Source organism: Alteromonas sp. AWJ4_197 (assembly GCF_056160285.1).
The window spans coordinates 278,012-302,208 of sequence record NZ_JBSWWW010000002.1 but is presented as its reverse complement, the minus strand read 5'-3'; the positions used below and the strand labels follow the sequence as shown (position 1 = coordinate 302,208).

Below are 24,197 nucleotides of genomic sequence, written 5' to 3'. Positions count from 1 at the left end.
TAGCAGGGAAGTACTCCTCCGGACTTTATAAAGCGTAGGTGTCGATGAACAATTGTTCCAGTTTTTCGTGATTAACATCGGTTGCGACATCAATCATTTTCGCTTCAGTCCATAACGGGCTTGGTGTTGAGCCTGCCGGAGCAACGACCGTTTGTCCTCTGTCCAGTTCACCGGTGCCCACACGGGCGTGGCCACGGGTGATGGTAAACAGTTCAGGGTTAACCAGCCAGGCCAGCGGGTACGCGTCGTGGAAGAAACACACCCGCTCTTCACGGTTTTGCGAATAAAAGTCGATATAAAACTGTGATGCACGCTTAACGAAGCCGCCCAGTTTTTCATTCCCCGTTTCCAGTGTATCCAGGAAAGACGGTGCGAAAGGTGCTTTCAGCGTGACATCAAGACCAAACATGGTAACAGGCCAGTCGGCAGCGAATACAATGGCTGCGGCGTGGGCGTCGTTCCAGATATTGGCTTCAGCCACCGGCGTTACGTTACCGTGTACAAATGCCGCGCCGCCCATAATTGCGATACCTTTAATCAACTTCGGCAATTCCGGCTCAAGACGTAATGCCAGCGCCAGGTTGCCTAGCGGGCCAATAGCAACCAGGGTGATTTCACCAGGATATTTGCGGGCCATATCTACGATGTACTGCGCTGAACTGCGGGGATCGAGCTCCCGCTCAGAGGCTTCCGGAAACGTATTACCGAAGCCGTCATCACCATGTACGAAATGGGCATAACCTGACTCAGGGCCAACCCAGGGCATGCCCACACCTTGGGTGACAGGAATGTCCTGACCGGCGTATTCACACAGGGTCAGCGCATTTCTGGCAGACATGGTTACCGGTACATTACCGAAAACGGTAGTCAGGCCCAGCACTTCAATTTCAGGATGTTGAAAAGCAAAGAAGATCGCCATTGCATCATCGATGCCCGGATCAGTATCAAGAATAATTTTGTGTGTCATAGTTGTCCTTTTGAACTATCAGACATGTTTCGCGAAGAAGCGGTCTACTTCCTTCTGCTGCGGTATAGATTGTGCGGCACCTTCACGGGTAACGGCGATGGCAGAGGCGGCACAGCCACGGATAAGTGCTTGTCTGGCGTCTGTGTGATTACTGTAGGCCGATAAAAAATAACCGATAAAACAGTCACCGGCGGCGGTGGTATCAACGGCATCCACCGTAAATGCGTCTACTTTGATCACATCGCCACTTTTACGCAGCATCATCACGCCGTCTTTACCCAGTGTAAGAATCACTTCGCCATGTTGCCAGTTAGCTTTAAACCAGGTGACGATATCTTCAACATTGTCCTGACCGGTAATCGCTGCAGCTTCGGTTTCATTTACAATGAGCAGATCAACACATTCCAGCGGTAAAGACTTAACTGATTCGCTCATCGGCGCAGGGTTAAACGCAACTTTCAGTTGCTTCTCTTTTGCCTGCTTCAACATATCAGCAATGCTGCTGGTCTCATTCTGGGTAAGTACCCAGTCAGCTGAACTGGTATCACTGAGAGCTTTTCTGACTGTCGCTTCATTGATTGTCTGATTAGCACCGCCGAACAGCACTATGGCGTTCTCACCGTCAGGGGTTACCTGAATAATGGCATGCCCTGAGGCCGTTTCGGTACAGGCAACATACTGACAATCAACGCCATGGCGAATTAATGTTTGTTTGAATGCCGCATCAGACTGATGAATTGCGCCCACGTGCTTAACATCAGCACCGGCCTGTGCCAGTGCAATAGACTGGTTTGCGCCTTTGCCACCAAGCAACTGAGTGTATTTTGTTGATGCCAGTGTTTCACCCGGCTTTACGAAATGATCTACGTGGTAGACGTGATCGATATTTATCGAACCAAAATTAATGACTGCCATTTCTACTTTCCGTCGAAAGAGGGCGCCTTCCGAAATGCCGCTGTTCATCGTTCGCCCGTGAACCGAAATGTTCAGGGCGGAAGAATCTTCATAGCCGTAGGCTTCCCGGTACGCGCCGGGCTTGCACAATAGCTACGCGGTCATCTTCCTTGGTTTAAAGCATCGGCCAGGGACATGAATGAACTGGCAAACATTCCAGAAGACAGTGTAATTAAAAAACAGCGCAACAGAGTATATCAAACGACACGGTTCGTGAAGCAGATCACCCTTAAAGTTTTGAGAACTTTTCAAAAAAGGCTGTTTTATTGGCTCTAAGCCTGCTGTAGCAACGTATTACATGCCTGACCATTTGGTTAAGCTTGTTGCTTTATTGAGCAGGTTTTATCGATAACAGTGTTGATCCTAAAGCATTATGAGGAACGTGAAAAGGGGAGAAAGACTGACTGCTCAAACACTGTCCATGAAATTGGTTTAAACTGGGTTTTAAGCAGCCTTTTTGGTAGCATGACCGCAATTAACTGATGGAAAGAATACGTGGATAAACAACTCGATTACGACCGTGTCACTAATGTGTTGTCACAATACGATGTCATCGCAGACGGTGCTGAAATTCAGGGCACATTGTGCGGTATGTTATGTGGCGGTATGGCGGTATCAGAACGGAAGTGGATGGATGTACTGAAAGACACCATGAATGAGGGCGCAGCGTTTGCCCCGGAACTGACCGTGGTGCTTACCGATGTATTCAATGAATTATGTCAGCAACTGATTGAAGCGGAATTTTCCCTCAATCTGATGTTGCCGGATGATAAAGCTCCGATTAATGACCGTGGTCTGGGTCTGATTAACTGGGTGCAGGGCTTTATGCTTGGCTTCGGGTTGTATCAGCAAAACCTGATGCAATGTTCTGAAGACGTCAAAGAAGCGTTGCAGGATTTCGCCGATATCTCCCGCATGGAAGAGCCTATGACCGAAGATGAAGAATCTGAGCGGGCGCTGTTTGAAGTGGTGGAGTACGTCAAAATTTCTGCACTGCTTTGCTTCAACGAACTGGGCGAGTCGCTGCTCGAAGATCAAAAAGATAAACCTTCCGTACACTGATCATGATAAGCAAACAGGAATTTATTGCGCGCCAGCACCGCTTGCTGGCCTTGTGTGAACCGGAAAGCGTGGTAGTGATCCCTGCTGCTTCGCTGATAACACGCAGCCGCGATACAGAATATCCTTTCCGCCAGAACAGTGACTTCTGGTATCTAACCGGTTTTGACGAGCCGGATACCGTGTTGTTGCTGTCGAACCACAGCCAGTTTTCCGACCCTTACCGTGCAATGGCGTTTCGTCCGAAGGACAAAACAGCCGAAATCTGGCAGGGCAGGCGTTTAGGCGCTGATGCCGGTTTGTCAGAGTTTGCTCTGGATGAAGCGTTTGAGCTGAGCGAACTGGAGGATGTGCTTTCAGAATGGCTTGGCGGACACGATAATGTGTATTTTCCGTTTCAAAGTCCGCTGCGGGAAACCCTGTTTGCTATGCATAATAAGTTGGCGGCAGCGCCGAAAGAAAATATTTCTCCGGCGGCACTCTGTGATGTCACACCGCTTATTCATGAAATGCGGTTATTTAAATCTTCCTGTGAAATCGCGCTGATGCAGGCTGCCGGAAAAATCTCCGCGCAGGGACATATCCGCGCCATGAAATTTGCTCATCCCGGCTGTTACGAATATCAGCTTGAAGCAGAGCTGCATCACGAATTTGCTATGTCCGGTGCCAGACAGCCTGCCTACGGCACCATTGTGGGCAGCGGTGATAATGCCTGTATTTTGCATTACACCGAAAACAACGCACAGGTTTGTGACGGTGATTTGATCCTGATCGATGCCGGCGCAGAATATGCGGGTTATGCTGGTGACATCACCCGGACGTTTCCGGCCAATGGAAAATTCAGTGCGCCACAGCGCAGTATCTATCAGTTAGTACTGGATGCTCAGCTTGCCGTACTCGACAGGATCGGGCCCGGTATGACACTGAACGAAGCCGGTTTAATTGCTGCTGAAGTGCTTACCGCCGGTCTGGTCGAACTGGGCCTGCTGAAAGGCACTGTGGCAGAAAACCTTGAAGGATTGCATTACCGGCAGTTCTTTATGCACGGCATAGGGCATTATTTAGGGTTAGACGTACATGATGTGGGTGACTACCGTCAGGACGGTGAAGATCGCCCGCTGCAACCGGGTATGGTGATCACTATCGAACCCGGACTTTATATTGCGCCGGACGCAGATGTGCCGGAAGCCTATCGCGGTATAGGTGTGCGTATTGAAGATAATCTGGTGATCACGGCAACCGGTGCTGACGTAATAACTGCAGATGTACCGAAAGAAATCAGTGAAATTGAAGCGTTAATGAGGAAGTCATAACCGGTGTCTGAATTTGATGTCGTGATTATCGGAGGCGGAGCTACAGGTAACGTTATTGCCCGCGGATTGCTGAAACACACCGGCTTTTCTGTTGCGCTGGTTGAAGCTAACGCTTATACCTCAGACGGTTCTCATCCGGGCTTCGATGCCAGAGTGATTGCACTGGCAAAACGCACCGTGGATGAGCTGGCCGCGCTGGATATCGACGCAGGTTCTGCCGGTGCCGTGCCCATCAAGCATATTCAGGTTTCAGACAAAGGAGCTGCCGGGCTGTGTCAGCTCAATGCTGATGACTTTCACGTCAGCCATTTCGGGCAGGTAATTTCATTGAAGCATCTGGGTGAAGCCCTGCAACTTCCGCCGGAGACCCCGGGATTCAGTTTGTTTTGTCCGTTGCATGTGAGTTCAGTCAGCCGCACTCAGGATGCCACGGAACTTACCTTAAGCAACGGTGAAACTCTGCGTGCCAGGCTGGTTGTTCTGGCAGATGGTGGCCGTTCGCCACTGCATGAAGAGCTCGGGTTTGAGCGTACTGCAGAGGATTACCAGCAAACCGCCATTGTGGTGAATGTCATCACGCAAAGGCCTCACGAACATCGTGCTTACGAGCGTTTTACCGCGGAAGGGCCGGTGGCTTTTTTACCTTATGATCCGGGCTTTGCCACCGGACACCGAAATGCCTGCGGCTTTTCCGTTGTCTGGACAGTGTCGCCTGAACGTGCGGAAACTCTGATGCAGTCCGGTGATAAAACTTTTATTCAGGCGCTGCAAAAAGATTTCGGCTGGCGGCAGGGCGCAATTCTGCATGCCGGTGAGCGCACTGCGTACCCTCTTACACTGCAGCGTACGGTGAATACCACCACGCACCGCGCAGTCGTGTGTGGTAATGCCTCGCAAACACTTCACCCCATTGCCGGACAGGGTTTTAACCTTGGCTTACGAGACGCCAGTGCGCTGGTGGCTCAACTGGCTGATGCTGATGATCCCGGTGCTTTTCATGTGTTGCGCCAATATGCGCTGAACCGTGAGCAGGACAAAAAGGCAACCATCACGCTGACCGATGGCCTGGTCAGGTTGTTTTCCACTGATAACCGGGGTTTGCTGGCAGCCAGAAATGCCGGTTTGATGGCGATGGATAACTGTCCGTCGCTGAAATCGTTTTTTGTCAGACAAACCACCGGATTTGCCCCGGGCGCATAATATTCAGGAGAAAGAGCATGGATACAGTGGATATTGCAATTGCGGGTGGCGGCATGGTGGGATTAAGCCTTGCAGCAGCCTTGCATGACAGCGGGTTATCTGTGGCCGTGATCAGCGACCAGCCATTTTCCCGTGAGGTGCCGGCAGAACCTGCGTTACGGGTCAGTGCAATTAACGGGGCTAATTATTCAAAGTTGTCAGATCTTGGCGTATGGCAGCGCATGCCGCAAGAGCGGGTAAGTGCCTATCACACGATGTCCGTCTGGGATAAAGACAGCTTCGGAAAAATTCATTTTTCGAAGGAAGATTTACCCGCGCCGCAACTGGGACATATTATTGAAAACCAGTTGCTGACCAATGCGCTGGCTGTCACCGTAGCGCAGCAGTCTCACGTGAAATTAATCGAAACCCGTATTCAGAAGGTACTTAGCGGCCAACGGGAAACCATGCTGATGCTGGAGAACGATCAGGTTCTGGCCTGCCGGTTACTGGTCGGTGCCGACGGTGCGAATTCCTTTGTGCGCCGGCAAGCCCAATTTCCTCTTACCTTCAAGGATTACGGTCATACGGCAATCGTCGCTACAGTGAGAACCTCCGTACCTCACGAACAGTGCGCGAGACAAGTATTTACCCCGGACGGACCGTTAGCGCTGCTACCTTTATCTGAGCCGGATCTGGTGTCTATAGTATGGTCTCAGACCAACGAAGTGGCATCGTCTTTAACCGGGTTGAGTGATGCAGCCTTTAATCATGCCCTCAGTGCAACCAGTGACGGTGTTCTGGGCGTGTTAACGGTAGAAAGTGAAAGACACAGCTTCCCGCTTACCATGCGTTATGCCAGACAGTGGGCAAAGAATGGCATGGTTATTATCGGTGATGCGGCACATACCATTCACCCGCTGGCGGGGCAGGGAGCGAACTTAGGGATGCGTGACGCTTTTGCGCTGGCAGAAACCCTTAAAACCTGTATTCAGGATGATAAAGATTTTGCATCCCTTGAAAATTTACGGGCGTTCGAGCGGGCGAGAAAGGCTGACGCAATGGCGGTGGTCGCTGCAATGGACGGGTTTAAAACGTTGTTCGCCGGAAACCATCCCCTGAAGAAATTTGTGCGCGGGGCCGGGCTGGTAATGACTGACGCCATTCCCGCTATCAAGCGTCAGTGGCTGGCTCAGGCGATGGGGTGGTAGCGCGCAGCAGTGCATTCAACGATTCCCGCGTGAAGCGGGATTCACCATTCCGGAAGTTCTGCGTCTCTATTTCTACTTCCCCTTCAGCCAGCAGTTTCATCGTCAGCACATCTTCATTATAAAGCTCTGCAACAATCTTCAGATCGTTAGCATTTTCGATACTTCTGACTCTGTAGTGACAGCGTTGACAATAGCTTGACAACGCTGTCAGCAAAAGAGAGTTTACTTGACGTAAAGTGACCTCAATTTCGTTTTTCATGGTATTTCCCGATTAACTGTGTAAAGGGGCAGGAAGACAAGTTGCCACATGAAAGCTTTTACACATACCGGATGGCGACTATCCGGCAACTATTTTTGGAATCGTAGTTTTTATTAGTATACTCTTCAGTGTAGTCAGGTAATTTAGACAAAAGTAGTAATTTTTATTGGTGAGTATTAAAAAGATGTAATGCTAATCCGCGCCAGCGGCTAAAAACTGACATCCCATTGTAAGCGCCAGGTTATCCGGTCTCCCACCTCTTCACTCTGTTGTTCCATGCTGATATGACTGACTTCCGCGGTCACTTTATTGTTATGACCGTTGATAAACCAGTTAAATGCCAGTGTGCGTTCGTAAAACTTGTCGCCGTCATCACCGGTTTTCGGATCGTACGTGGCATATCTGGCTGCCACTTCAAGCGGCGCAGGCCACCAGGCAAACTGTTCATTTAAGAAGTATCCGGCCTGCACGTAATAGCCACGCAGGGTTGTTTGCCGGTTCCCGTTAATTCTGTCGGTGACCTCTTTTTCGTGATATTCGCCCTGAGCGTTAAAACCCTGATAGAAGAATGCGCCGTCGACGAGATATTGTTTTACGTCGTATTGGTCGGGGGTTTCACCAATATCGATATTATCCAGTGCGCCAGGACCCGACGAGGAAAAGCGGGTATAGATACTGCGGTATTTTGCGCCGGCTACAGCAACAGCGGCTGCAGGTTCTGACGTACGTTTGATATCACTGTTTTTAAATCCGGTTTCCTTACCCAGAAAGTTCCACTGGAAACGTCCGGCATACATGGGGTTACCATCGTGATTGTGATATTCACCGCGACCGGAACCGGTTAACAGAGCTGTCCAGTAATTAAAGTTTGCCGCGCCGCCTTCATCAATATGCCCATAAACCGACATACCCTGCTGGCGATCCAGAGTAAAAACACGGTTGATGATTGAGCGGTCCATCATTTGCTGTCCGCCGCTGCTCACACTACGCTCACGTGAGTATTCCACTTTCCACTGACCGAATTTCACCTTTATTCCGTCATATTTTTCCAGCGCGATGGTGGCGTTTAATGTGCGGGAATCTGCTGCATCGTACTCCCAGTAGTACTTTATCCACTCACGAACAACGTGGCCGCCAACCTTTAGCCGGGCACGGTTAATATCGAACTGATTGCCACTTTCAGCAATGAAATCGCCAATGTCGTTGGGTTGCCCGGCGCCCGGGCTGGCAAAACGAAACTGCGTTCTGCCACGGATTTGCACAGAGTACTGATTATCCGCTGTGGCATAAGTCAGGCCGTTACCATCGTAGTCTGAGAATAAAGACGTGGCATTGCTGTTAAATGCAGAAAGAACACTGAATGTAATGAAAAGAAAGCGTAGAGAAGAACAAGTAAAAGACACATTTCACCTTGCAGCCGGTAAGAATGGCAGCGGAGTGTATAGTCTTTAGTCGTATATTCAAAGGTGATTGTCACAAAACTGACATATTAAACGACCCATGACATACCAATAGCCGCCCCCGCTCCCATGCCCAGAGTAAAAAGCAGTACACCGGCAAGCAGATTCTCTGCCGGAAACCTCGTTGTTGATACTGGCGGCGTATGTTCGCGGTTCACAGTGGCATCCTTATCTATGGTTGATTAATAACGTTAAGTTTTAACCACTTCATACTAAGCATACTGCCAGCCCGGAACCACTGAACTCATGAACGGATCTGAAACAGATTAACGCTGTAGCCTGCTTTTTATAAACTCCGCCAGCGTGCGGCTGACCACCGGATGCTGGGTATCCTGATTGAACAGGCAAATATTGACTTTACCCAGGCGGGGCAGGCGGCTGTCTTTTAATATAGTTAAATTCTCCGGCATACTTGAGCGGGCGAGGGCGGTGATCCCCAAACCCTGCTGAATAGCGGCAACCAGACCGCCCAAATCAGCATTGGTATAGGTAATTTTCCATACCCGTGTTTGCTGCTTTAATTCATCAATTACCCGGCTGCGGTACATGCAACCGTCCGGGGCAAGCACTAAGGAAATATGGTCGCTTACCAGCGGTCTTGCCGCATCGCCTACCCATACCATATCGTCTTCCAGCACCAGTTCACCGCCGGCTTCCGTATCAGGATTCACCAGAGCCAGTATTAAATCGAACTGACTGCGCCTTGAAGCATGGAGCAAATCGCGGCTTAGCGATGAGGTCACTTCCAGTGAAACATCCGGGTAACGCTTGGAAAATTCACCAATTAAACCCGGTAACAGTGTTGAGGCGAATTCATTCGGAATGCCAAGACGCAGGCGGCCACTTAACGGAGCGGGGGTTAACGAGCGGAAAATGGCATCGTTCATCTCAAGCAATTCTTTTGCTTTAGGGTAAAGCCAGTTGCCATCGTTACTGGGCAGGTGCCGCTGACCGACTTTGGTAAACAATTTCCGGTCTAACTGCTCTTCCAGTTTTTTGATTTGTAAGCTGATGGCAGGCTGGGAACGGCCCAGCCATTCACCTGCTTTAGCATATCCACCTTGCTCAATTACACTTACGAAAGTACGTAAGTTATCCAACGACAACTGCTTCATAATGATTTGAAATGCTGATGATATGAGTTTCTTATATTATATTTGCAAATGTAAGGATAAGAAATTCCAATTTGATTGGTCTTTTGTCGTAAACCTATACTTTGTGCTGTTTTTATCACATCGAAACGGACAAAGTCGCATGACGAATACCACCGCATTACACGCTAAGCACCTTGAAGCTGGCGCAAAAATGGTCGATTTCTTCGGCTGGGATATGCCAATTAATTACGGTTCACAAATCGAAGAGCATCACGCGGTGCGTAAAGACGCCGGTATGTTCGATGTATCTCACATGACCATTGTCGATGTAACAGGCGCGCAGGCGAAAGATTATCTGCGTTACTTGCTGGCTAACGACGTGGCCAAGTTACAGGTTAAAGGTAAGGCGCTGTACAGCGGCATGCTGAACGAAGAAGGCGGTGTGGTTGATGATCTTATCGTGTATTTCTTCGATGAAACTAACTATCGCCTGGTGGTGAACTCTGCCACCCGTGAAAAAGACATGAACTGGCTGAAAGACAAAGCCAGCGGTTTCGATGTCACCATCACTGAAAAACCTGACTTTGCCATGATTGCTGTTCAGGGCCCGAATGCGAAAGAAAAAGCCGCTACGCTGTTCAGCGCTGCTCAGAAAGAAGCAGTTGCCGGCATGAAGCCGTTCTTCGGCGTACAGGCGGAAGATTTATTCATTGCTACCACCGGTTACACCGGTGAAGCAGGTTACGAAATTATGGTTCCCGCCGTGCAGGCAGGCCAGTTCTGGCAGGATCTGCTGGATGCAGGTGTTAAGCCGTGTGGTCTAGGTGCACGTGACACGCTGCGTTTAGAAGCCGGTATGAACCTGTACGGTCAGGATATGGATGAAACCGTTTCTCCGCTGGCTGCCAACATGGGCTGGACCATCACATGGGAACCGGCAGACCGTGATTTCGTCGGCCGTAAAGCATTAGAAGCACAAAAAGAAGCCGGTACTGAAAAACTTGTCGGTCTGGTAATGACCGAGAAAGGCGTGTTACGTCACGGTTTAAAAGTGCGTTCAGAATCAGGAGAGGGTGTGATCACTTCAGGCACCTTCTCACCAACATTAGGGCATTCCGTTGCACTGGCCCGGGTACCTGCCAATACAGGTGAAACTGTAGAGGTGGAAATGCGTAAAAAGTGGGTTACAGTAAATGTGGTTAAGCCCAGCTTTGTACGCAATGGTAAAAGTGTATTGTAATCCCAACATCAAGGAATAATCAGGAACTTATTATGAGCAATATCCCAACCGATTTACGTTATGCATCAACTCACGAGTGGGTTCGTCCTGAAGGCGATGGTGTTTTCACTGTAGGTATTTCTGAGCACGCTCAGGACTTACTGGGTGACATGGTATTTGTTGATTTGCCTGATGTGGGCGACGCGGTAAGTACCGGTGACGACGTATGTGTCGCTGAGTCTGTTAAAGCTGCATCTGATGTATACGCGCCAATCAGTGGCGAAATCGTTGCGATTAACGATGCGCTGGAAGACTCTCCTGAGCTGGTAAACAGCGACCCGTACGGAGACGGCTGGTTATTCAAGATTAAAGCGGATGATCCTGCTGAAGCTGAAGGTCTGCTGGACGCAGAAGGCTACGAAAACAGCATCGACGAAGACTAATTCGTTACAGAGCCAACATCCAAAAAGGCTTAAAGGGGCAATTTAAGCCCCTTTTGTTTTTATAACCCATTGCAAGTGCTTAACAAAACTATGTCGAATTCATCCCTTACTTTGGCTCAGTTAGAGCAAAAAAATGCCTTTATCCGCCGCCACGTCGGCCCGGGTGAAGAAGAAATTCAAGCCATGCTGGCATCTGTGGGCGCTGACTCACTGGATGATCTGATGGCACAAACTGTACCGGCAGCTATTCAACTGGATAAGCCCATTGAAGTAGGTGGTGGCGAGACAGAAGTTGATGCACTGGCTGCACTGAAAGCCGTGGCTTCTAAAAACAAAATCAACCGCTCTTTTATCGGTATGGGTTATTACGACACCCACGTACCGAACGTTATTCTGCGTAACGTGCTGGAAAATCCGGGCTGGTACACGGCATACACGCCGTATCAACCTGAAATTGCCCAGGGCCGTCTTGAAGCCATTCTGAACTTCCAGCAGGTCACTATTGATTTGACCGGTCTGGAACTGGCCTCAGCCTCATTGCTGGACGAAGGCACAGCGGCCGCAGAAGCCATGGCCCTGGCCAAACGTGTTTCGAAAAACAAAAAAGCGAACCTGTTCTTCATCGCTGATGATGTGCACCCGCAAACTAAAGACGTGGTAGAAACCCGCGCTGAAATGTTTGGTTTCGGTATCGTTACCGGTCCTGCAGAAGAAGCTGCAGAACACGATGTGTTCGGTGCGCTGCTGCAATACCCGACTACCACCGGTGAAGTAAAAGATATCAGTGACATCATTGCAGCGGTACAAGCCAAAAAAGGTATTGTTGCTGTAGCGGCAGATCTGATGAGCCTGGTTATGCTTAAATCGCCGGGCGAGCTGGGTGCTGACGTGGCACTGGGCAGTGCACAGCGTTTCGGTGTACCGATGGGTTACGGTGGCCCTCACGCTGCGTTTTTCGCAACCCGTGATGCCTACAAGCGTTCATTACCCGGTCGTATCATCGGTGTAAGTAAAGACACCCGTGGCCGTCCTGCACTGCGCATGGCGCTGCAAACCCGCGAACAGCATATCCGTCGTGAAAAGGCCAACTCTAACATCTGTACTGCACAGGTGCTGCTGGCAAACATGGCGTCTTTCTACGCCGTTTATCATGGTCCTGAAGGCCTGAAAACCATCGCTAACCGCATTCACCGTTTCGCCGATATTCTGGCAACCGGCTTAACGCAAAAAGGCGTTGCGCTGAAGCACAGCACTTTCTTCGATACGTTAACCGTGATGGTGGATAACAAAGCTGAAGTACTCGAAGCCGCTTATGCCCGCGGACTGAACCTGCGTGCTGACCTTGAGGGCGCTGTGGGTGTGTCGTTAGATGAAACCACCACCCGTGCGGATATTGCCGGCCTGTTCGATGTACTGCTGGGCGGCGATCACGGTTTAGCCGTGGATGGTCTGGACGCTGAAGTTACCACACAGGGCAGCCAGTCTATTCCTGCGGATCTGGTACGTACGTCTGATTTCCTGACTCATGATGTATTTAACTCGTACCACTCAGAAACTGAGATGCTGCGTTACATCAAGTCACTGGAAAACAAAGATTTAGCTCTGAACCACTCAATGATTTCATTGGGTTCATGCACCATGAAACTGAACGCGACAGCCGAAATGATTCCGGTCACCTGGCCTGAGTTCGGTCAGCTTCACCCGTTCGCGCCTGTGGACCAGGCTTCCGGTTATCAGGAAATGATTGGTGAGCTGAGCGAGTGGCTGATCAACATCACCGGTTACGACGCATTATCCATGCAGCCTAACTCCGGTGCACAGGGTGAATATGCCGGTCTGCTGGCGATTCAGCGTTACCACGAAAGCCGTGGCGAAGGTCACCGTAATGTGTGTCTGATCCCAAGTTCAGCGCACGGTACAAACCCGGCGTCTGCGCAAATGGTCAGCCTGAACGTGGTTGTTGTGGCATGTGATAAGAACGGTAATGTTGATTTAGCTGACTTGCGTAAGAAAGCTGAAGAAGTGGGTGATAACCTGTCTTGTGCCATGATCACGTATCCGTCTACCCACGGTGTATACGAAGAAACTATCCGTGAAATCTGCGACATCGTGCACCAGTACGGCGGTCAGGTTTACATGGACGGTGCGAACATGAACGCACAGGTAGGCGTTACGTCACCGGGCTTCATCGGCTCTGATGTATCGCACCTGAACCTGCACAAAACCTTCTGTATTCCTCACGGTGGTGGCGGCCCCGGTATGGGACCAATCGGGGTGAAATCACACCTTGCGCCTTTTCTGCCAAACCACGCAGTGGTGAACATTGAAGGTACAGGCAAAGATTGTGGTGCAGTATCAGCCGCGCCATGGGGCAGTGCATCTATTCTGCCAATCAGCTACATGTACATCAAAATGATGGGCTCGGAAGGTCTGCGTAAAGCTACCGAAGTGGCCATCTTAAATGCTAACTACGTGGCGAAAGCGCTGGAAGGCCATTATCCGGTACTGTACAAAGGCCGTAACGGTCGTGTTGCTCACGAATGTATTATCGACCTGCGTCAGCTTAAAGAAGCGTCCGGTGTTACCGAAATGGACATCGCCAAGCGTCTGAACGACTACGGTTTCCACGCGCCGACAATGAGCTTCCCGGTTGCTGGCACGCTGATGATCGAGCCAACGGAATCTGAAGCTAAGTACGAGCTGGACCGCTTCATTGAAGCCATGGTCAGCATTCGCAACGAAATCGCCAAAGTGGAAAGCGGAGAGTGGGATGCCACAGACAATCCGCTGCACAACGCACCACACACACTGGCCGACATCTGCGACAGCGACTGGACCCGCAGCTACGACCGTCAGGTCGCCGCTTACCCTGTTGAGTCTGTTGCCCGCAACAAGTTCTGGCCAAGCGTAAACCGTATCGACGACGTATACGGCGACCGCAACCTGATATGCTCTTGTCCGAGTATTGAGAGCTATATTGAGGAGTGAGGTTTCACTGCTTAACGTTGATTCTTTGCAATTGGCGATCAACAATTAAGTTTGTGAACGCAACAATTAAAAATGTGAATGCAATTAAGATTGTGAATGCATAGAGAATAAAAAGCGAACCAGAGATGGTTCGCTTTTTTATTGCCAATTTTCGATATATTTATCTACCATTCAAATCGCTCACCATTTTCAGCGTCACGTTCTGCTTCTTTTTCATATTCACTTGCAATGTAAGCTTCCCATTGTGGTTTTTTAGCAATAGCCCATTCGGATACTTTTTTATCAGTTGAATCTATCAATGGTTGAAATAAAGGTAATCGAGATTCAAGTATCTGGGCTCTTGAACCTGTCCACCGGCAGCTTACCGGGCAACACTAGAAAACTCTAATTCAGCACTGTCTCATTAATGGGGAAGTGGACAATCGACTTTTTAAAGGAGTCAATTATACGAAAAATTCGTAGCCTGTTCCCAAATTCAAAATGCTTAATCTAGTTACCATCTTATGTTTCTAAAATGCCTGAACCCAGTTTTCATTTGTATCGAGGGAATTGCAGCATTCTAAAAGCTGAGCTATATGTTTATCTGATATTGGCATTCTGTATTTCCTTTAACAGGTTAAGAATGCCAATTACACAGATATTTTTACACACTCAGCACAGACTTAAATTGAATTAACGTGCCAGTTTGCGATATTTGTCATTATACTCATCAAATGAAGATTTTTTGTTTTGGAATACCTTCAGCAGGTCGACCGTAACGAAAAAGCCTGTTTCGCCGCTGTGTTTTGTTAAGCCAAAAGAGTAGCTATTCTCAACATGAAACATTACGCCCCATCCTTTGTCATCAACTCCGTTTCGATCTGAATAGTTGACTATTAAAGATGCTCCACATGCATATCCAAAGCATTGGTCTTGCCAATAATTAAAGCCAATAACCTCTAGAGCTAACGATTCCTTCACCTGATCGCCGTCGACTGCACTACTGACATTTTCTATAAGTACGTTGGGTCTTAAAGCAAACCACTGCACTCTGGGCGGAGAGCGGAAGTTGTGTTCGTCTTTGCCATATTTCCACTCATACAAGATAGATGTGACCGCAATGTCAATGAAAGTTTGGCTGCGCGCTTCTTTAATGTAGTTTGTCCACTGCTTATCCCTTAGAGTAAGGAAATCGAAAGCCAGTTTTATGGGGGTGGCTGCTAAAGGGTTGTATACACTTTTGATTATGTCCATGTAGGCGATCAAGGCTTCACTGCACTGATCATTGTCGATGCAATCTTGTGCTTGTTTTTTGGGAACATCTTCGGCCATTGTAGGCCCTTTACCTTGATAATAAAAAGTTATTTTATCGACAAGGTTAGGATTTAAAGGATCTGGTTTATGCACAATGAAATCCGGTATCATCCCAGTCGCGATATCTCCATCAACTTCTAGTAGCGGAGAGTCAAAGATAAAGAGGAAACCATTCAATTCCGTCATGACTTTTGATGCGTCTTTTTGCAACGCTTCATGAAATAAAGTCAACGTTGCGTTAAGTTGTTGTTTTGTTGTTCCATCATTAGCAAGCGCACCACAAATTTCTGACAGAGCATCTTTTGCCGCGCCTACAGAGTCTGCAAAGTATAAATCTGCACCATCATCAAAAGTTGGGTTGCAGTAATCGGGCGTTTCAGCAAAAGCAGATTGAGTAATCGTAATAAATACCAGCAGCAATAAACATAACTTATTCATCTGCATGCTCCTCATCTTTTTCGGTCAGGTTGGAGATTTGGTCTCCAATTTTTTTTAGTTGATCAAATAAAGTGCTGAGTTTTTCCAGCATAGTGTCGACGTCCTCGGAGTAAACGAATTCCTTATTTTCCTCATCCCAGTAAAGCGTAATATCTGCATCTTCCATATAAGTTTTTAATGCTTCAAATTTTCCTTGAATAGTTGTAGCGTCGTGAGCTTCTCTAGCTGCCTTCAACTCTGAAGCTTTTGTTTTAAATGCAACTGGATACAAATTCATGAAAAACGGAAGAAAAACTCGAGGGTCATAGAAATAGTGGTCCATGTCATGAACATTGGCTCGTTCAACCCTATTGATTACTGTATTTCTGAATACACTTCCTTGGACGTCAGGCCAATTGTTACTAGGATCGAATTTGATTATTGACGCAAAAGGATCGAGAACATGTCGACATGACATGAAGTAATCACAAATGCCATTGGGCCCTGGCTTGACCACTGAACCATATGGATTCGCTTCAGTAATTGGTAGCGTACAAACGTTTGCAACCATTGTGATCGAGCGGATTTTATTTATACCAGCGTAAGTCAATAACTTCCCTTCCTCGTCGCGAAGACTATTAGTGTATAACGCCTGAAGTACATCGTGACCTACAGCGGTCCCCAAAGAATGACATACAATGTGTATATCTTCCTTGGCATTGGTTGCCGCATCCATTGCCTCTAGCAACTTCTTACCTACTCTCGCCTTGATTGCATCGGCGAAAAAACTACGATAAATGACGACATCTAAAACATGTGTAAACCAAAAGCTGTCATCTTCGGCGAATTTAGCGTTAAGCTCGTTGATTTTTGCAACTATTGAAGGGGCGCCAGGAAAGCGCGCATGCATATCGTCGATTGTTGCTCGGCCCATAAATTCACGAATTTCATTTATGAGTTCGTTGTAATCAATATAGTGAGGCTCGACATTGCCCGTTAATGTTGGCATTTTTTCAAAATACGCCGCAGCTTTATCTAGTGGTGTGAAAAAGTCACTCAAGAATTTTTCTTCTGTATGCTCACCCATGCCATGAATGAATATTATATGTGGCTTGGCCATCTTTTCTTATCCTTAAAGTCGTCCATCTGACGACATACTGTTGTTTAGTTCCTACCGCCATCAATGTGCGTGGACATACAACCGGACTCCGTGTCCTAAAAAAGCACTCAAAAAGTATTTAGTAAAATAACTATTGCTGCAAGACACTTTTTTGATCTTGTATTTTTTTTCTATGAAAAAGAAATTAGCAGTCATCCGGCTACAATCTATCTTTTAGATGGAATCCGTCGATGTTAAAAATGTGTTGTTTATTTTTTGAACAGGCTCTAGTATGAAATATATCTGAAATGGAAGTCGGAATTTACTATGCGTGACGGTTATCAAAGTGACTTTTTATCCAATTATTCAATTGATCTACCTGAACCTTCATTGGCCGCACTAGGCGATGTTTTGCAGCCACCAGGTCTGCCTCAAGGTAAGATTGTTGTTCCTTACATTCATTACTCTTTGCTAATGAGTAAGTCTACTAAACAAGCCTTGTATTCAGCGGCTAACGTTGACAACTCTACTCAATTGACTATTTCTGGTAATAAGGGAAGGAAGTGGTTCATTGATGAGAGAGTGGGTCGCGAAAATCAAATTACTAATGATGCTTACACCAAAACACCTTGGGATAGAGGTCATTTGACTAGAAGAACTGCAATTACTTGGGGAGGATATGATAGGGCATTGGCTGCTAGTAACGACAGTTGTGCTTATACCAACGCATCTATGCAACATAAGTGCTTTAATGAAGATGAGTGGCGGTTACCTGAATTAGCTGTTTCTAAATTTAAAATGGCTGTAGCAGACCGATTGATTGTAATCACTGGCCCTATTTTTACGACATGTGATCGATTTTTCACTAAGGGGTTAGGATTCGAACCAGTTCGAGTCCCATCAGGATTTTGGAAGACAGTAAGCTACGAGGATATGCAGGGAAATCTAGTTACTTCAGCTTACATCTTCTTTCAGGAAACGGATACATTGAAAACAACTAAAGCCAAGCAGCGTATTCAGTTACGTAGTTATCGCGTGACAACAACTGAACTACAGTTGTGGACAGGGTTAGTTTTCGATTCACAGATGTTTGAAAGTAATCCATTGAAATTTTATTCAGGACCTGAAGCAATAAAAGTAAAAGAACTAAAAGATCTTTCGAGTGAAACAAAAGCACTATTACTGGCAGGCGTAGCGAATACCTCTGCAATGGAAGAGGCAAGAAAACTCATGGATTTGGAATCGTTATATGAGGCAGTGGATGAATTGAGTTGGTATTGAAGCAAAGTCTAAGATCGAAATTTTTTAGTTATGTAACAAGTTTATCAAGTTAATAGATCAGAAAGGGAGATATACAAAATAATGACTCCTCAACAATTTAATGTCGTTAAACAGCAATTTACTGATATTTATATCAAATCAAGCGCGCACGCGATTGGTTATGATTTACTTCGTAAAAATTATGGGAAAGTTGCTAGGTTTGGTAAATATGTGGTTTTTCTTTCGAGTCTTGCAACAGGAGCAGCGGGAATCAGTACTTGGGCGTTTAATGACATATGGTATGGCACAGTTACCGCAATACTGGCTTTTCTCACAGCAGCAGTTTCTTTAGTTGAAAGTACATTTAGTCCATCAGAGAAAGAGAGCGATTATAGTGAGCGGTTACGAGCATTGACAAATACAAACGAATCTATAATTGATTACTTGTACCGATTGTCTAGAGGAGCCATAACCAATCAAGAAGATCCTGATTTAACTATATCTAAGTTTCGAAAAACGGTTGACGATACTGCGATAGTTTTGCTTGATGATAGGGATGTTAATTTTTCAAAAGCAACGCAACGTTTGGGTGAAAAAATAGCATCTATAAAACTACTAAATTCACAAATACAAAACTCTACCCTGATTTTAGATGATGAAGATGATATTGGACAAGCACAGGAAGAAATAGAAGGCTTTAGTGCCCCATCATTCAATGATGAAGGAGTGCAATGATATGTCGTTAAGCGTTAACCATAGTGTAATAAAGAATGTTGATGGTCTAATAAAATTTAAGCGGTTTAAAGAAGAAGGAAGACGTCACTTTCATATTGGTATTTGGATAGATGGTTCTGAACAGGAATTATCCGAAATTAATTTTGTAGAATATGAACTTCATAGCTCTTTTAAGAATAGAATCCGTACTTCTCAAAATAGAAAGAATAACTTTTCCGTTACCATTTGGACTTGGGGAGTTTTTGAAATTAAAGTGAAATGCTACAAATATGATAAATCTGTTGTCGAATTAACACATATGCTTAGCTATTCTTTACCTCGTGAAGAGACGAGCTATATTGAAGTGTAAATTTGGACCAAAAAATTCGTTTTCTGTATTCAACGGTTGCACCCGCATAGTTAGAACAATAGTAGGTTGATATGACAGATAGTAACAGTAGAAGTATGGCGAAATGGTTGTTTAGAGATAGCCATTGGGTAAATAGGTTGCCTAGCTTGGGAGTAATGGGTGTTTGTTTCGTTGCTTTCGCTACTTCGATGATAGATAACTTAGTTAAAGCTGGAGGTTTAGTTCCAGATACATGGATAACACCTTTAACGTGTGTTATTTTGGCTGGCGCACTATTGTTTCCTATTGTCAAAAAGTGTATTGCTTCAAAAGAAGTCGATGATTTCGAAAAGGCGATTAGTTTTCTTGGTTTGGGTTTTTTGTTTATTGCTTTAAATTATTTGGCAATGTTGATAAGTGGTGATGAAGGTTTTATCTCTGGTTTACCCCTTTACGATCCAATAACAGAAATGATTGGCTCTTTTTGTTTCATCGCTACTTGGTTTTTTTCAGCTCGGAGTAAATTATCTACTTCAGAGGTTAATCTGGAAAGTTTAACTATTGTTATCTCTTTTATTTTATTTGCTATCTTTATTTTTTGGAAAAACCACCTCCATAATGACGTAAATAGAGAGTCACTTTCGAATGATATATCTTCATTGAGATTGATTACAAATATGTTCAACTGCATTATCTGGATGGGTGTTTATTTAACCTTTAGAAGGTTTTATGCTCGACCCGATCCGATAAGTCATTTGCTTATTTTATTTGCAGGAGCTGGACAAGCAGTTTCTCATGGAAGAGATTGTACGAGAGGTGATTCAACTCCATGTGAACTGCCGAGTGCTGAAGCATTCGTTGCTGTAAATCTAGAATGGATCTTACTGTTAGGAAAAGTCTGTCTAGGGTTATATGCTCTTTATCTCTTAGCTATGCATCAAGAGGGGGACGCTAAAAAAATTGAATTGAACGGTAAATAGATGGATGTCGCACTTATTATTGATAAAGTCTACCCGAAGACTTTACGCTTTCTTCATATTCTAAATTCTTTTTCTGAGATTAGCAGAATTTTTCTTTGCAAAGTTGATGGCTTCTCTTCTAATAAAGTGGATGTATTTGGCACATCAAGTCGTGTAGTTACTCATTGCGGTTCAGTCATTCATTTAGCTGATGTTATACGTAAAGAGCTTGATGAAGGGGATTGGAAGAATATTATTGCCTTGAACGAGTCAGCTTTATTACCTGCTTTAGCTATTCAGAAGACTCTTAATTTGAGCCTTAGGCAAGGTGTATTAGAGTCTTGCGATAAAATAATGATGCGTGAATTACTTGCGGAAAGCCCTGATAAGTCGTCCTTAAGTTTTACGAAAAGCCAGAACTTTCTTGAAGTATCAAGTTGTGCAAATCTAGTCAATGTTGAATCGTTTTTCTCTAAATTTGGGTATATTGTAAAGCCTGCATTCGGTGCAAGTGCATGTGGAGTCAAAAAGTTTAATTGTTTCAATGAGGCTATGTCCTATGGATCTTCATATATATCAGACGTAACTATGGTTCCACCTGATGTATGTGAAATACTTGGTATAAATAAACATCGCCTTGAAGCAAAATTAATTGAGCCATACATTCCAGGACAAGAATTTTCTATAGATGGGTTTATTTCAAATGGAGAAATTCATTCCATCGTTCAACACAAACTTAGCGTGATAAATGGTACTTTTTTTGGAGATGGATTGACAATTACTCCTCCATTGTATGACTCCTACAATATGCCAAATTTAACTACTTTAACCCTATCTGAATTTGAATTGAATCAATTCGCTTGTGAGGTTTTAGATGCTTTGTCATTTGAAGAAGGAGTTTTTCATATAGAAGCTAGAGAGTTTGAAGGGAAGGCGTATTTAATAGAAGTGAATCCCAGAGCACCAGGGGGACTATTATGGTGTTCTGCTCAATCGAGGACGGGAATTAATTTGGAAGAGTTTGATGCCAAAATTCAACTTCGGCTTTTAGAACGTTCTAGCATTAAAGATTTTGACAGCCACGCTCTGCATTTTCCCTTATACGCATTCAGCGAAGGTATCTTGAAATCATGGGGGGATTTCGAAGAGTCGGTTCTTTCTAATTTGCAGTTAGTTAGATTCGAGCGAGTTAGAAAAATTGGTGATAAGTTTACTTCAGATGATTTAAACGAAGAGTCATATCTTGGATTTGTTGTTTGTAAAGCTTCAAATCAATCAGAGCTCATCCAATGTGGTAGACGATTGTTGCAACTGAGACCTCCTTCCATTTACTAATGACGATTCTTGATTTACTTGAAATTGATCACAGATAATGGAACGGTAGATTTTTGCTTGTTACTTTTGTATTTTGGGGGGGCGAAGCAGAGCGATAAGCAATGTTGTACTCTGTTTAAAAGTTCTTTCAGCGCTGTCAGACGGTGGAATTCTGCGTTCACAAATTTAATTGTATTGGATGCGATTTAGGTTTTTGAGGGGTAGTTAACTATTCACAAATTTAATTGCATTTTGACGAAGCGCAACATATTGATTTTCTTAGGTGGGTATTCACAATTTTAATTGTTGTTTTCCAGCAATTGACGTTTTAGATTGATGGAAGGCGAACCGGATGGTTAGCCTTTTTTGTTTATGGGGGCTTGAAATATAAGAGGGTTCTATATCGCTACGCTAGTAATTCCTTGGTCGAGGGTGGGCAGTGCCGAAAACTTGCTAATGGCTGTTTTGTACGTAAAGCGGACGTTTCTTCTGAAAACGTTGAGCGTGGCTTTTCAGAGGAAACGAGTGTTAGTATGAAGTCTCAGTAATAAGCTGTTAGATTTAAATAGGCTAATAAACATGGAGAGTAAGTTTGTTCAATTTATTGATTTCCTATAACCCTGAAACCTGGAACTTGTCTCCATATGAATGCGACAAAAGTCGAGCTGTTGTTGAATACACTGCTGATGAGATAAGCGAGCGTTATAAGCATCTTTGATGAAAATGCGATTGAAGAATTAAAATCATTCCCAACCTTGTTTGTCACAGAAAATGAAGCTACAGAATCAAGAATTGGCTACATTACAAATATAAGGGTAAGAAATAAATCTGTAGTATTGGATTATGAATTTGACCAGATATTACCCGCCCTGCCAATTGGTGCAATTGAAGCAATGCGTGTAGATATTGACTTAGGTGATTGGGAGTTATCTAGAACACATTGGGCAGTAAAAGATGAACCTATATTCGACATATTAGTTCGTCATGGATATATAACACAGCAGCAAGTTGAAGCTGCTCAACAAATAAGATCGCCAGAGCCACCAGTCATTCCTCCTGTTCAAGGATTGGGAGGAGGTTTTAATAACTCGCAAGTCTTTATTGTTCATGGGCACGATGAAATTGCAAAGCTTGATGTAGAGAAATTTATAACTAGTTTAGGTTTACAACCAATAATCCTACACAAGCAAGCTAGCTCAGGAATGACAATCATTGAGAAAATTGAACACTACTCAAATGTAGGGTTTGGAGTTGTTCTATATACTCCCTGTGATGTGGGGTCAAAAGTTGGCGCTTTATCTGGAAAGTATAGAGCTCGTCAAAATGTTGTATTTGAACATGGGTATCTAATTGGCAAGCTAGGCCGCCCTAGGGTTACAGCCCTTGTTAAGGGAGATGTTGAAACACCTAATGATATTAGCGGTGTTTTATACGTTCACATGGACACTACCGGAAGCTGGCAAGAGCAATTAAAAATTGAAATGAGGAGCGCTGGTTATCATGTATAAATCTAACAAGATCATGTTGCCGGACTTGTTTTCCGCTGCGCTCCAAACAAGCCGAAAATGCGAGCGTTATAGTGATTGTTGAATCAGGAGTATAGATTTGCAGTATTTTGATTTACCTGAATTGAGTAGTGATGTGCTCAAGAAATTGGGTGTCGAAGAGCTAAGAAAAATTCCGGTTCAACCAGATCCAGATGCTAAACCCCTGAATTGTTTGAATAATGTTATTTCGTATATCGAAAAACATGGGGGTAATGTGCAGTTCGGCTGGATATTCTCTTGCCTAGGTAATATTTCTATAAAAATGACAGCTCACGCTGTTGTTAAAATGTCTGATAATTCACTGGTCTGCGTAACACCAAATGAATATCGTACTGGACTATTAAAGTTTGCTCCAGGTAGCTCCGTTGAAAATCTCATTAAGAACAACTTTTTACCAACTAAGTTTGTTCCGCTGATCGACGACCGAGCATTATCGGAGTATATCGGTATAGAAGTCGAACAGGATCAACTGCGCTTGGATAGTAAGGGAATCGTTGCTCAATCTGACTTAAATCGGTTCGATATGCGAGCTTCATTACTTTATCCTGCGATTTTATCTCTTGCTAAAAAACATACAGGCAGAAATGATCAGTGTTATTGTGGATCAGGGCAAAAGAACAAAAAGTGTTGTGGTTAAATCGCTATAACAAGCAGCTTAATCGGACTACGCTAAGACAGCATAATAGTTGCTGAGAAAAATATGCGCTAACTTTGATGCACCGTATAGCTTAAGCGTTGACCGTCCGCACTTTACTGAAACAGGGTGCTCATCCATCACTTCGTAAAATGCCAACCAGTGGGTATCCTAGAACCCGCAACATGATTGGATGCCATCGAAGGTTTCCGGCTGCTTTCCAAGTTGTATTTGCAGTGAAGAGCCGACGCTAGGTTCGTTGGTTGATATCTCAGCACGAATGCGCTGTTTGGGATATCTGATGATCGGCAGAGCAAAAAATGAAGAGCAGGCATTTCGGTGCCTGCATTTCCTTCTAAAAACCTGAAATTCATCCAATTTCATATCGTATTGATTAAAAAATGTGCTAGTGTATCCTTGGCTATATTATTCAAGAAGCGAATAGTCGTAACGCGTTTCCAAGGC

The 24,197-nt window shown here is 45.3% G+C and carries 22 protein-coding genes and 1 other RNA gene; 14 read left to right on the top strand and 9 right to left on the bottom strand.

Features of this window, described 5'->3' with window-relative positions; all coding sequences use genetic code 11:
- Nucleotides 1-25 precede the first annotated feature (25 nt).
- From ACXAGC_RS04765 to ssrS, 3 genes are all read right to left on the bottom strand, one after another.
- On the bottom strand, nucleotides 26-967 hold the full coding sequence (locus ACXAGC_RS04765; RefSeq protein ID WP_474842856.1) for a nucleoside hydrolase: 942 nt from the start codon (nucleotides 965-967) through the stop codon (nucleotides 26-28).
- An 18-nt stretch (nucleotides 968-985) separates the two neighbouring features.
- Nucleotides 986-1,882 (bottom strand): ribokinase, encoded by an 897-nt coding sequence (locus ACXAGC_RS04760; RefSeq protein ID WP_474842854.1) that lies wholly within the window; start codon nucleotides 1,880-1,882, stop codon nucleotides 986-988.
- A 22-nt stretch (nucleotides 1,883-1,904) separates the two neighbouring features.
- A non-coding RNA gene (gene ssrS, locus ACXAGC_RS04755) (6S RNA) lies at nucleotides 1,905-2,087 on the bottom strand.
- 329 nt (nucleotides 2,088-2,416) lie between these two features.
- On the opposite strand from ssrS, the gene ACXAGC_RS04750 reads away from it, so the two are divergent.
- From ACXAGC_RS04750 to ACXAGC_RS04735, 4 genes are read left to right on the top strand one after another with little or no spacing between them, the layout of a single operon-like run.
- The gene (locus ACXAGC_RS04750) at nucleotides 2,417-2,983 is read left to right on the top strand and encodes a UPF0149 family protein (RefSeq protein WP_474842852.1); all 567 of its coding nucleotides are present in this window, start codon (nucleotides 2,417-2,419) and stop codon (nucleotides 2,981-2,983) included.
- A 2-nt stretch (nucleotides 2,984-2,985) separates the two neighbouring features.
- Nucleotides 2,986-4,293 carry a Xaa-Pro aminopeptidase gene (pepP, locus tag ACXAGC_RS04745; protein WP_474842850.1) on the top strand — a complete coding sequence of 436 codons (1,308 nt, stop codon included), beginning with the start codon at nucleotides 2,986-2,988 and terminating at the stop codon, nucleotides 4,291-4,293.
- Between the two features lie 3 nt (nucleotides 4,294-4,296).
- The gene (ubiH, locus tag ACXAGC_RS04740) at nucleotides 4,297-5,493 is read left to right on the top strand and encodes a 2-octaprenyl-6-methoxyphenyl hydroxylase (RefSeq protein ID WP_474842848.1); all 1,197 of its coding nucleotides are present in this window, start codon (nucleotides 4,297-4,299) and stop codon (nucleotides 5,491-5,493) included.
- A 17-nt stretch (nucleotides 5,494-5,510) separates the two neighbouring features.
- On the top strand, nucleotides 5,511-6,683 hold the full coding sequence (locus ACXAGC_RS04735) for an FAD-dependent monooxygenase (protein WP_474842846.1): 1,173 nt from the start codon (nucleotides 5,511-5,513) through the stop codon (nucleotides 6,681-6,683).
- On the opposite strand, the gene ACXAGC_RS04730 is transcribed toward ACXAGC_RS04735, so the two are convergent.
- The 4 genes from ACXAGC_RS04730 to ACXAGC_RS04715 all read right to left on the bottom strand — a co-directional run bounded on the left by ACXAGC_RS04730 (nucleotide 6,646) and on the right by ACXAGC_RS04715 (nucleotide 9,517).
- Complete coding sequence (locus ACXAGC_RS04730) at nucleotides 6,646-6,942, bottom strand: hypothetical protein (protein ID WP_474842844.1); 297 nt, start codon at nucleotides 6,940-6,942, stop codon at nucleotides 6,646-6,648. The two genes, ACXAGC_RS04735 and ACXAGC_RS04730, sit on opposite strands and share 38 nt — an antisense overlap.
- Nucleotides 6,943-7,151: 209 nt before the next feature.
- A complete protein-coding gene (locus ACXAGC_RS04725) occupies nucleotides 7,152-8,345 on the bottom strand; it encodes a porin (protein ID WP_474842842.1) in 1,194 nt (397 codons plus the stop codon).
- A gap of 86 nt (nucleotides 8,346-8,431) precedes the next feature.
- Nucleotides 8,432-8,560: a hypothetical protein gene (locus ACXAGC_RS04720; RefSeq protein WP_474842841.1), complete on the bottom strand. Its 129-nt coding sequence runs from the start codon at nucleotides 8,558-8,560 to the stop codon at nucleotides 8,432-8,434.
- 108 nt (nucleotides 8,561-8,668) lie between these two features.
- The gene (locus ACXAGC_RS04715; RefSeq protein ID WP_303572928.1) at nucleotides 8,669-9,517 is read right to left on the bottom strand and encodes a LysR family transcriptional regulator; all 849 of its coding nucleotides are present in this window, start codon (nucleotides 9,515-9,517) and stop codon (nucleotides 8,669-8,671) included.
- Between the two features lie 139 nt (nucleotides 9,518-9,656).
- Between ACXAGC_RS04715 and gcvT the strand changes: the two genes are divergently transcribed.
- The 3 genes from gcvT (at nucleotide 9,657) to gcvP (ending at nucleotide 14,146) form a co-directional block, all read left to right on the top strand.
- Complete coding sequence (gene gcvT / locus ACXAGC_RS04710; RefSeq protein WP_474842839.1) at nucleotides 9,657-10,736, top strand: glycine cleavage system aminomethyltransferase GcvT; 1,080 nt, start codon at nucleotides 9,657-9,659, stop codon at nucleotides 10,734-10,736.
- Nucleotides 10,737-10,768: 32 nt separating this feature from the next.
- Complete coding sequence (gene gcvH, locus ACXAGC_RS04705) at nucleotides 10,769-11,158, top strand: glycine cleavage system protein GcvH (protein ID WP_119502131.1); 390 nt, start codon at nucleotides 10,769-10,771, stop codon at nucleotides 11,156-11,158.
- Between the two features lie 90 nt (nucleotides 11,159-11,248).
- Nucleotides 11,249-14,146 (top strand): aminomethyl-transferring glycine dehydrogenase, encoded by a 2,898-nt coding sequence (gcvP, locus tag ACXAGC_RS04700; RefSeq protein ID WP_474842836.1) that lies wholly within the window; start codon nucleotides 11,249-11,251, stop codon nucleotides 14,144-14,146.
- A gap of 672 nt (nucleotides 14,147-14,818) precedes the next feature.
- Here gcvP and ACXAGC_RS04695 read toward each other — a convergent pair.
- Together ACXAGC_RS04695 and ACXAGC_RS04690 are read right to left on the bottom strand one after the other, a co-directional pair.
- Complete coding sequence (locus tag ACXAGC_RS04695) at nucleotides 14,819-15,877, bottom strand: hypothetical protein (protein ID WP_474842834.1); 1,059 nt, start codon at nucleotides 15,875-15,877, stop codon at nucleotides 14,819-14,821.
- Complete coding sequence (locus ACXAGC_RS04690) at nucleotides 15,870-16,976, bottom strand: hypothetical protein (protein WP_474842833.1); 1,107 nt, start codon at nucleotides 16,974-16,976, stop codon at nucleotides 15,870-15,872. Before ACXAGC_RS04690 ends, ACXAGC_RS04695 begins: the two co-directional genes overlap by 8 nt.
- Nucleotides 16,977-17,282: 306 nt before the next feature.
- Here ACXAGC_RS04690 and ACXAGC_RS04685 point away from each other — a divergent pair, with 306 nt between their 5' ends.
- From ACXAGC_RS04685 to ACXAGC_RS04655, 7 genes are all read left to right on the top strand, one after another.
- A complete protein-coding gene (locus ACXAGC_RS04685) occupies nucleotides 17,283-18,236 on the top strand; it encodes a DNA/RNA non-specific endonuclease (RefSeq protein ID WP_474842831.1) in 954 nt (317 codons plus the stop codon).
- An 81-nt stretch (nucleotides 18,237-18,317) separates the two neighbouring features.
- Nucleotides 18,318-18,950: a hypothetical protein gene (locus ACXAGC_RS04680; protein WP_474842829.1), complete on the top strand. Its 633-nt coding sequence runs from the start codon at nucleotides 18,318-18,320 to the stop codon at nucleotides 18,948-18,950.
- Between the two features lies 1 nt (nucleotide 18,951).
- Nucleotides 18,952-19,299, top strand: coding sequence for a pYEATS domain-containing protein (locus ACXAGC_RS04675; protein WP_474842827.1), 348 nt, complete (start codon nucleotides 18,952-18,954; stop codon nucleotides 19,297-19,299).
- A gap of 95 nt (nucleotides 19,300-19,394) precedes the next feature.
- Nucleotides 19,395-20,258, top strand: a complete 864-nt coding sequence (locus ACXAGC_RS04670; RefSeq protein ID WP_474842825.1) for a hypothetical protein — start codon at nucleotides 19,395-19,397, stop codon at nucleotides 20,256-20,258.
- Nucleotides 20,259-21,572, top strand: coding sequence for an ATP-grasp domain-containing protein (locus tag ACXAGC_RS04665; RefSeq protein WP_474842823.1), 1,314 nt, complete (start codon nucleotides 20,259-20,261; stop codon nucleotides 21,570-21,572).
- A gap of 734 nt (nucleotides 21,573-22,306) precedes the next feature.
- Nucleotides 22,307-23,059, top strand: a complete 753-nt coding sequence (locus tag ACXAGC_RS04660; RefSeq protein ID WP_474842822.1) for a TIR domain-containing protein — start codon at nucleotides 22,307-22,309, stop codon at nucleotides 23,057-23,059.
- Nucleotides 23,060-23,156: 97 nt separating this feature from the next.
- The gene (locus tag ACXAGC_RS04655; protein ID WP_474842820.1) at nucleotides 23,157-23,735 is read left to right on the top strand and encodes a YecA family protein; all 579 of its coding nucleotides are present in this window, start codon (nucleotides 23,157-23,159) and stop codon (nucleotides 23,733-23,735) included.
- Nucleotides 23,736-24,197: the final 462 nt, after the last annotated feature.